At 67.6% G+C, this 6,525-nt stretch carries 8 protein-coding genes; 4 read left to right on the top strand and 4 right to left on the bottom strand.

Annotated elements, in window-relative coordinates:
* Positions 1 to 113: 113 nt before the first annotated feature.
* The gene (locus tag CVA01_RS06245) at positions 114 to 1,541 is read left to right on the top strand and encodes an FAD-dependent oxidoreductase (RefSeq protein WP_141329442.1); all 1,428 of its coding nucleotides are present in this window, start codon (positions 114 to 116) and stop codon (positions 1,539 to 1,541) included.
* A gap of 110 nt (positions 1,542 to 1,651) precedes the next feature.
* Here CVA01_RS06245 and CVA01_RS06250 read toward each other — a convergent pair whose 3' ends face one another.
* The gene (locus CVA01_RS06250) at positions 1,652 to 2,476 is read right to left on the bottom strand and encodes a cutinase family protein (protein ID WP_141329444.1); all 825 of its coding nucleotides are present in this window, start codon (positions 2,474 to 2,476) and stop codon (positions 1,652 to 1,654) included.
* A 166-nt stretch (positions 2,477 to 2,642) separates the two neighbouring features.
* On the opposite strand from CVA01_RS06250, the gene CVA01_RS06255 reads away from it, so the two are divergent.
* Together CVA01_RS06255 and trhO are read left to right on the top strand one after the other, a co-directional pair.
* The gene (locus tag CVA01_RS06255; RefSeq protein WP_141329446.1) at positions 2,643 to 3,194 is read left to right on the top strand and encodes a GNAT family N-acetyltransferase; all 552 of its coding nucleotides are present in this window, start codon (positions 2,643 to 2,645) and stop codon (positions 3,192 to 3,194) included.
* A 22-nt stretch (positions 3,195 to 3,216) separates the two neighbouring features.
* On the top strand, positions 3,217 to 4,155 hold the full coding sequence (trhO, locus tag CVA01_RS06260) for an oxygen-dependent tRNA uridine(34) hydroxylase TrhO (protein ID WP_141329448.1): 939 nt from the start codon (positions 3,217 to 3,219) through the stop codon (positions 4,153 to 4,155).
* On the opposite strand, the gene CVA01_RS06265 is transcribed toward trhO, so the two are convergent.
* Entirely contained in the window at positions 4,086 to 4,673 is a 588-nt protein-coding gene (locus CVA01_RS06265) for an aspartate/glutamate racemase family protein (protein ID WP_141329451.1), read from the bottom strand. The two genes, trhO and CVA01_RS06265, sit on opposite strands and share 70 nt — an antisense overlap.
* Before the next feature lie 43 nt (positions 4,674 to 4,716).
* Here CVA01_RS06265 and CVA01_RS06270 point away from each other — a divergent pair, with 43 nt between their 5' ends.
* Positions 4,717 to 5,442, top strand: coding sequence for a RidA family protein (locus CVA01_RS06270; RefSeq protein WP_141329452.1), 726 nt, complete (start codon positions 4,717 to 4,719; stop codon positions 5,440 to 5,442).
* Here CVA01_RS06270 and CVA01_RS06275 read toward each other — a convergent pair.
* Together CVA01_RS06275 and CVA01_RS06280 are read right to left on the bottom strand one after the other, a co-directional pair.
* A complete protein-coding gene (locus CVA01_RS06275) occupies positions 5,439 to 5,786 on the bottom strand; it encodes a VOC family protein (protein ID WP_014008978.1) in 348 nt (115 codons plus the stop codon). The two genes, CVA01_RS06270 and CVA01_RS06275, sit on opposite strands and share 4 nt — an antisense overlap.
* 42 nt (positions 5,787 to 5,828) lie before the next feature.
* Positions 5,829 to 6,525, bottom strand: a 697-nt coding sequence (locus CVA01_RS06280) for a pentapeptide repeat-containing protein (RefSeq protein WP_244938175.1), incomplete at its 5' end; no start/stop codon positions are given.

Genomic DNA, 6,525 nt, shown 5'->3' on the forward strand with positions numbered 1-6,525 from the left:
CCCGGTCTGCCCTGACCCCGAATCCCGATCGGTCTCACGCCGAGGGTTCCCGTTCAAGTCAGGGCAGACTAACGTGGAGGTACTGCCACTCAACGGATTGGACCAACGAAGTCATGTCTGACAACCGCCCGCTGCGCGTCGCCGTCATCGGATCCGGCCCTGCCGGCATCTACGCCTCCGATGCCCTGATGAAGTCCGGCCAGGACGTCTCCATCGACCTGTACGAGCGCATGCCCGCCCCGTTCGGACTGATCCGCTACGGCGTCGCCCCCGACCACCCGCGCATCAAGGGCATCATCAAGAGCCTCCACAAGGTTCTCGACAAGCCCCAGATCCGCCTGCTCGGCAACATCAACGTCGGCAAGGACATCACCCTCGATGACCTGAAGAAGTACTACGACGCCGTTATCTACGCCACCGGCGCCACCGACGACCGCGACCTGAACATCCCCGGCGGCGAGCACACCATCGGCGCCGGCAAGTTCGTCGGTTTCTATGACGCCAACCCGCACTTCTCCGAGTCCTGGACCCAACCCGCCGAGTCCGTGGCCGTCATCGGCGTCGGCAACGTCGGCCTCGACATCGCCCGCGTCCTCGCCAAGACCGGCGAGGAGCTGCGCGTCACCGAGATCCCGGACAACGTCTACGAGTCCCTCAAAGACAACCAGGCCAAGGAGGTCCACGTCTTCGGACGCCGCGGCCCTGCCCAGGCGAAGTTCACACCGCTGGAGCTCAAGGAGCTCAACCACTCCCCGACCATCGAGGTCGTCGTGGACCCGGAGGACATCGACTACGACGAGGCATCCATGGAGGCCCGCCACAACTCGAAAATCACCGACCAGGTCTGCACCATCCTCGAGAACTACGCCATCAACGACCCGAAGGGTGCCCCGCACAAGCTGTACCTGCACTTCTTCGAGTCTCCCGTCGAGGTCAAGACCGGCGCTGACGGCAAGGTCACCGGCCTCGTGACCGAGCGCACCGAGTACGCCGACGGCAAGGTCGTCGGCACCGGTAAGCTCACCGAGTGGCCGGTCGGCGACGTCTACCGCGCCGTCGGCTACAAGTCCGACCGCCCGGAGGACATCCCCTGGGACGAGAAGGAACTGGTCATCCCGAACGTCGGTGGCCGCGTCCTCACCGAGGGCCCGACCGCCGACGGCATCGCCGGCGTCCCCGGCTCCGCCGACCCGGAGGCCGAGCTGCGAGAGACCCTGCCCGGCGTCTACGCCACCGGCTGGGTGCGCCGTGGCCCGGTGGGCCTCATCGGCAACACCAAGGGCGATGCCAACCAGGCCGTCGCCAACCTGCTCGAGGACGCGGAGAAGGGCCTCGGGTTCACCCCGGAGGACGCCTCGGAGGAGGGCATCATCGAACTGTTGCACTCCCGCGGCATCAACTACTCCACCTGGGAAGGCTGGTACAACCTCGACGCCCACGAGCGCGCCCTGGGCGAGGCCGAGGGCCGCGAGCGCAAGAAGGTCCGCGAGATCGAGGAGATGGTCCGGTACTCCTCCGGCGAGGCCCGCGTCGAGGCCTGATCTCCCCCGCCCTTCAGAAGTCCCCAGGCTCCCCGGTTTCCGGGAGTGCCTGGGGACTTCTTTTTTCTGTCGGACGCTGTCTACTGTCCAGCCCCACCCTTGTCTTCCTTCTAACCGGATACGAGGCCCAGCAGCTCCACACGCCAGTCTTCGGCGTCATAGCTCTGGTGTGCGTCCAGACTCCGCAGGGACAGGGAATCCGGAGCGCACACCACGTCCCCGTCAGCACAGGCATCGATAATGACCGACGCCCACTCCTCCGGCAGCAGCGCATCCGTCGCCCCGGAACGGATCCCCACACCCTTCGCCACCTGGGCGATGCCTTCACTGGACACCGTACCGTACTCCGGCAGTCCCCGGACATTGTCGTCAGCCATCTTGTCGCCGTCCCCGATGAGGACGCCCGCCACGATCTGCCCGGTCGGCCCCAGCGCCTCCAGTGCGCGGTGCATCGCCATGGCTCCCTGGGAGTATCCGGCGACGACGATTGTCGCGTCCTCCCCGCATTCCTCGATGGTGTCCGTGATGAGCCGCTCCGCGGCGTCCGCCCCCTCGGACACCGACGCGAGAAACTCCGACCAGGCCTGGCGGTCGGCACCCTGGGGAACGGCGCGTGCCGGATACTCCACCGCCCGCAGGTTCACCGTGGCGTCCTCCGCAAGATCGTCGCGGAGATTCCGGTAGGTGTCTGCCACGATGCTGCCGACCCCGTCGTCGGCGATGAGGTCGGTCTCGGCGTCCACCTCCCGCTGTCCGGACCCCGCCGCACCGAGGAACTCCACGTCCGCGCAGGTGGATGCGGCACCGTCGGAACCCCCCCCCCGCCCGCCGATGCCCACGACGAGCGCCAGGGCGAGAACGACGACCAGGACGACAGCGGCAGCCCCAGTCAGCCAGGGGCGACGCTTGTGCGGCGGGAAAGATGAGTGCGGCATGGGGGCGCGCAGCGGTCCTTGGGGTGACGTCGGGAAAGTGGAGTCAGAATACCGGATCACCGGGTTAGTTCACTGTCAAAATAGTTTCCCACCTGCGGAAACAACAAAGGCGGAAAATCCTGCATCCCGCCACAGGGACCCCCGTCAGCCGACTATCCTGTACGCCATGACCGATAGCCAGGAGACCTCCTCCGAGACCCCCGAAGTCCACATCACCGGCAAGCAGCTGCTCGCCATGCAGCCGAGCCAGGTCCATGCGCTGTACAAGCTGCGCGTGGACACGTTCGTCAACGAACAGCACACCACCTTCGCCGAGATCGACGATGCTGACGCGGAGCCCGGAACCCACCACGTCCTCGCCTACGTCCACCCCGGCCACGCTCCGGACTACCGCTGGGGCACCCCGGACCCGGGCTCCCCGCTGCGCCTCGTCGGCACCGCCCGCATCTTCGGCCCGGCCGAGGAGCAGCAGGTCGGACGCCTCGCCGTCCTCCCCGAGTTCCGCGGTTTCGGCATCGCCCGACAGATCGTGGACGCTACCCTCGAGGTCGCCCGCGGCCGCGCCGCCGCCCTCGACCCGGTGACCCAGACCGCCATCGTCAAGATCGACGCCCAGGTCGCCACCCAGCCCTTCTACGCCTCCTACGGATTCGAGCCCGTCGGTGAGCCCTTCACCGTCGAGGGCATCGAGCACCAGGAGATGCACCTCACGCTCTAGGCACCGCCTACACTCATCAGACGTGAGTGAATCCCGCATCCTCCTGTACTACCGCTTCACCCCGGTCGCCGACCCGACCGCGGTGATGCTCTGGCAGCGCACCCTGTGCGAGTCCCTGGGCCTGCGTGGGCGAATCATCATCAGCCGCGACGGCATCAACGGCACCGTCGGCGGTGCCCTGGCATCAGTCAAGACCTACATCCGCCGCACCCGCGAGTACCCGGGATTCCATGACATGGAGTTCAAGTGGTCCGCCGGCTCCGCCGAGGACTTCCCGAAACTGTCGGTGAAGGTCCGCGACGAGATCGTCACCTTCGGCGCCGCCGACGACCTGGAGGTCGACGAGCACGGTGTGGTCGGTGGCGGCGTCCACCTGAGTCCCACCCAGGTCAACGACCTGGTCGCCCAGCGCGGCGACGAGGTCGTCTTCTTCGACGGCCGCAACGCCATGGAGGCGGCGATCGGCCGGTTCCGCAACGCCGTCGTGCCGGACGCCACCACCACCCGAGACTTCCTCGCCGAACTGGACTCGGGCAGATACGACGAGCTCAAGGACCGCCCGGTGGTCACCTACTGCACCGGCGGCGTGCGCTGCGAGGTCCTCAGCAAACTCATGGTCGACCGTGGTTTCGGCGAGATCTACCAGCTCGACGGCGGTATCGTCCGCTACGGCGAACAGTTCGGGGACGCCGGCCTCTGGGAAGGCTCGCTGTACGTCTTCGACCGCCGGATGCACGTCGAGTTCAGCGAGGACGCCGCACAGATCGGCCACTGCATCCACTGTGGCGAGCCGACGAACACCTACCGCAACTGCATCAACGGCGACTGCCGGGACATGGTGCTCATCTGCGACGACTGTGTCGCAGACCCGTCAACCGCGCACTGCGGACGTCAGGAGTGCCGGGAGTACGCGAGCACTGCCGCAGCGGCCGTCAACGGTTCGACGATCACGTCCGGATAGTGTCCTGCCAGGTCCGCTGCAGCGTCACTGAGTGGCCCGCCACCGATGACGACGCGCTGTGCACCCGCCGCCAGGCGCCGCCAGACCACCGCGTCCAGCTCCTCCCGGCACGCCTCCGGATCCTCGGCCAGCATCAACGGATCCGTGGTCGTCAGTTCGACCCCGGTGAACAGGTCTGCGACACCGGCCCGGTCCACCAGCCCGCAGATCGCCTCGGCAAGGTCCGGTGTGGTCGTGGCGAGCGCGAACCGGCGTCCTCCCGCGGCCGCGGCCTGCACCGCCGCCTCGCCGATCCCGGTCACCCGGTAACCGGCGTCCCGCAGCTCGGGGACGCCGGGGTCACCGAATGCGGCGACGACCACCATCGGGGCACCCTCCGGAGCATGCACCAGGTCCTGCACCAGTGCGACGGCATGCCTGGTGGCATCGGCCAGCGCTTCCGGACCGGTGATCATCGCCGTGGTCGCACGGTCGGTGTTCGGGTTGACCAGGACCACGTCCGGACTCTGCTCTGACATTCGTATGATGGTAGCCGGACGTTCGACATTTCCGGAGGATCACATGCGACACCCGCGCACCGCTGCCCTGCTCACCGGCGGAGCACTGCTGCTCACCGTGAGCGCCTGCGCCGACGAAGCGGTGTTCAGCAGTTCTGTCTCCGAGGAGACCGACGCAGCCGCCGCCGGCATCTCGGTGCCTGCGGACGCCTCGATCTTCCGTTCCTCCGCCACCGGCCCGGAACACCTGAACTACATGGCCGAGGACGACGACCCGATGGCCTTCGTCGACCCTGACCTGCTCGACGATGACGGAAAGCTGCCCGAGGGCATGACCGTCACCGAGGCGCAGTCCCTCCAGGTGCTCTCGCAGCTCCAGGACCTGCTCACCGACCGGAAGCTCAAGCTCTACGAGGTGGGGACGGTGCGGGTCTACCTTGCCGCGGACGGACGTGACGGCGCGGACTTCGACGGATGGGAACGGGCATACCGCCGCTACTTCGCCAACATCGACCGGGACACCGGCCGGTCGCTGCTCGAGGAGCCGGTGGAGACGACCTCGGCGTCGGCGGGCAGCTCCGCGTCTGAATCTGCGTCTGAGTCTGCGCCGCAGGAGCCGACGGAGTCGTCAACGGAGACAACCACCCCGGAGGAGTCCCCGATCAGTGAGCTCTACCCGGGGACGGACAACCGCACCCGGCCGACGATAGTCACCGTGGGCGTCGCCCAGCAGCCGGTCGAAGGCTGGCTGGTGCAGGTCGAAATCGAGGCCGTGCACGGCGAAAGCTAGGTCTCTGCCGGCGGTTCCCACAGTTCGACCGGCAGCCCCTCCGGGTCGGTGACCCGGGCGAACCGACCGATCTCGGTGTCCCATTCCTCCCGGGTCTCCACCTCGATACCGGCTGCCCTCAGCGTGCCGATGAGACCGGCGAGGTCCACGACACGCAGGTTGAGCATGAATGGCTGGTTCGCCGGGAAATAGTCACTGTCGGCCGGGAATGGTGCGAGCACGGTCATCCCCGCCTCCTGTGACCACACTGCGTCCTGCCCCGCGTCGACCCCGAGATGCTCCCGGTACCACGCCGCGCGTGCCTCCGGATCAGCGCTCCGGAAGAAGAGTCCGCCAATTCCCACTGGCCCTGACCTGTTCATGGACAGATACTATGCCACGACCTGTCACTCCTCCACGCGGATCCCGAGATGCCGCGCGAAGGCGGTGGACAGCAGGGCGACCTGCACCGGGGACAGCGTCATCCCCCGCAGCCCGTCCGGGTTGCGGACGCCGCGGATCTCCAGTCCACGCAGATCGACGTTCCGGGCCTTCGCGTTGACCGCATCGAAGGCGTCGACCTGGCAGTTCTCGAAGGCGACCCGGTCCGCCCGCACCCCGCCGAGGTCGAGGTCGCCGATCCGGCAGTCACGGAACAGTACGTCGGTGAGGTCCGTGCCGCGCAGGTTGAGGAAGTCGATGCTGCACCGCTCGATGATGAGTCCCCGGATGCCGGCGTCCACCAGGTCCACTGCGCCGAGCCGGGAGTCGCGGACGATGACGTCCTGCAGACTGACCCGCGACGCGTTCAGCGAGGTGGCGTTCACCGTGGTGAGGATGGTGTCGGAGATCCGCGCACCGGCGAGGACCGCGCCGTGGGCGGTGAGACGGTCCAGACGGCAGTCGATGAGCGTCAGCCCCGACAGGTCACGGGAGATGTCGCCGTCGACGATCTCCGCGAGCACGTGGTCCTGCCGGGGACCGAGCAGGGAGGGATCAATCTCGTCGAGCCGGCCGGGGAAATCGTCGGCGGACGCGGCGAGGCGACCGACGGTGGGGGCGACGGTGGGGATGGAACGCATGATGCCCGGGATAGGACCAGCC

This window comes from Corynebacterium variabile (genome assembly GCF_006539825.1).
Classification (GTDB): domain Bacteria; phylum Actinomycetota; class Actinomycetes; order Mycobacteriales; family Mycobacteriaceae; genus Corynebacterium; species Corynebacterium variabile.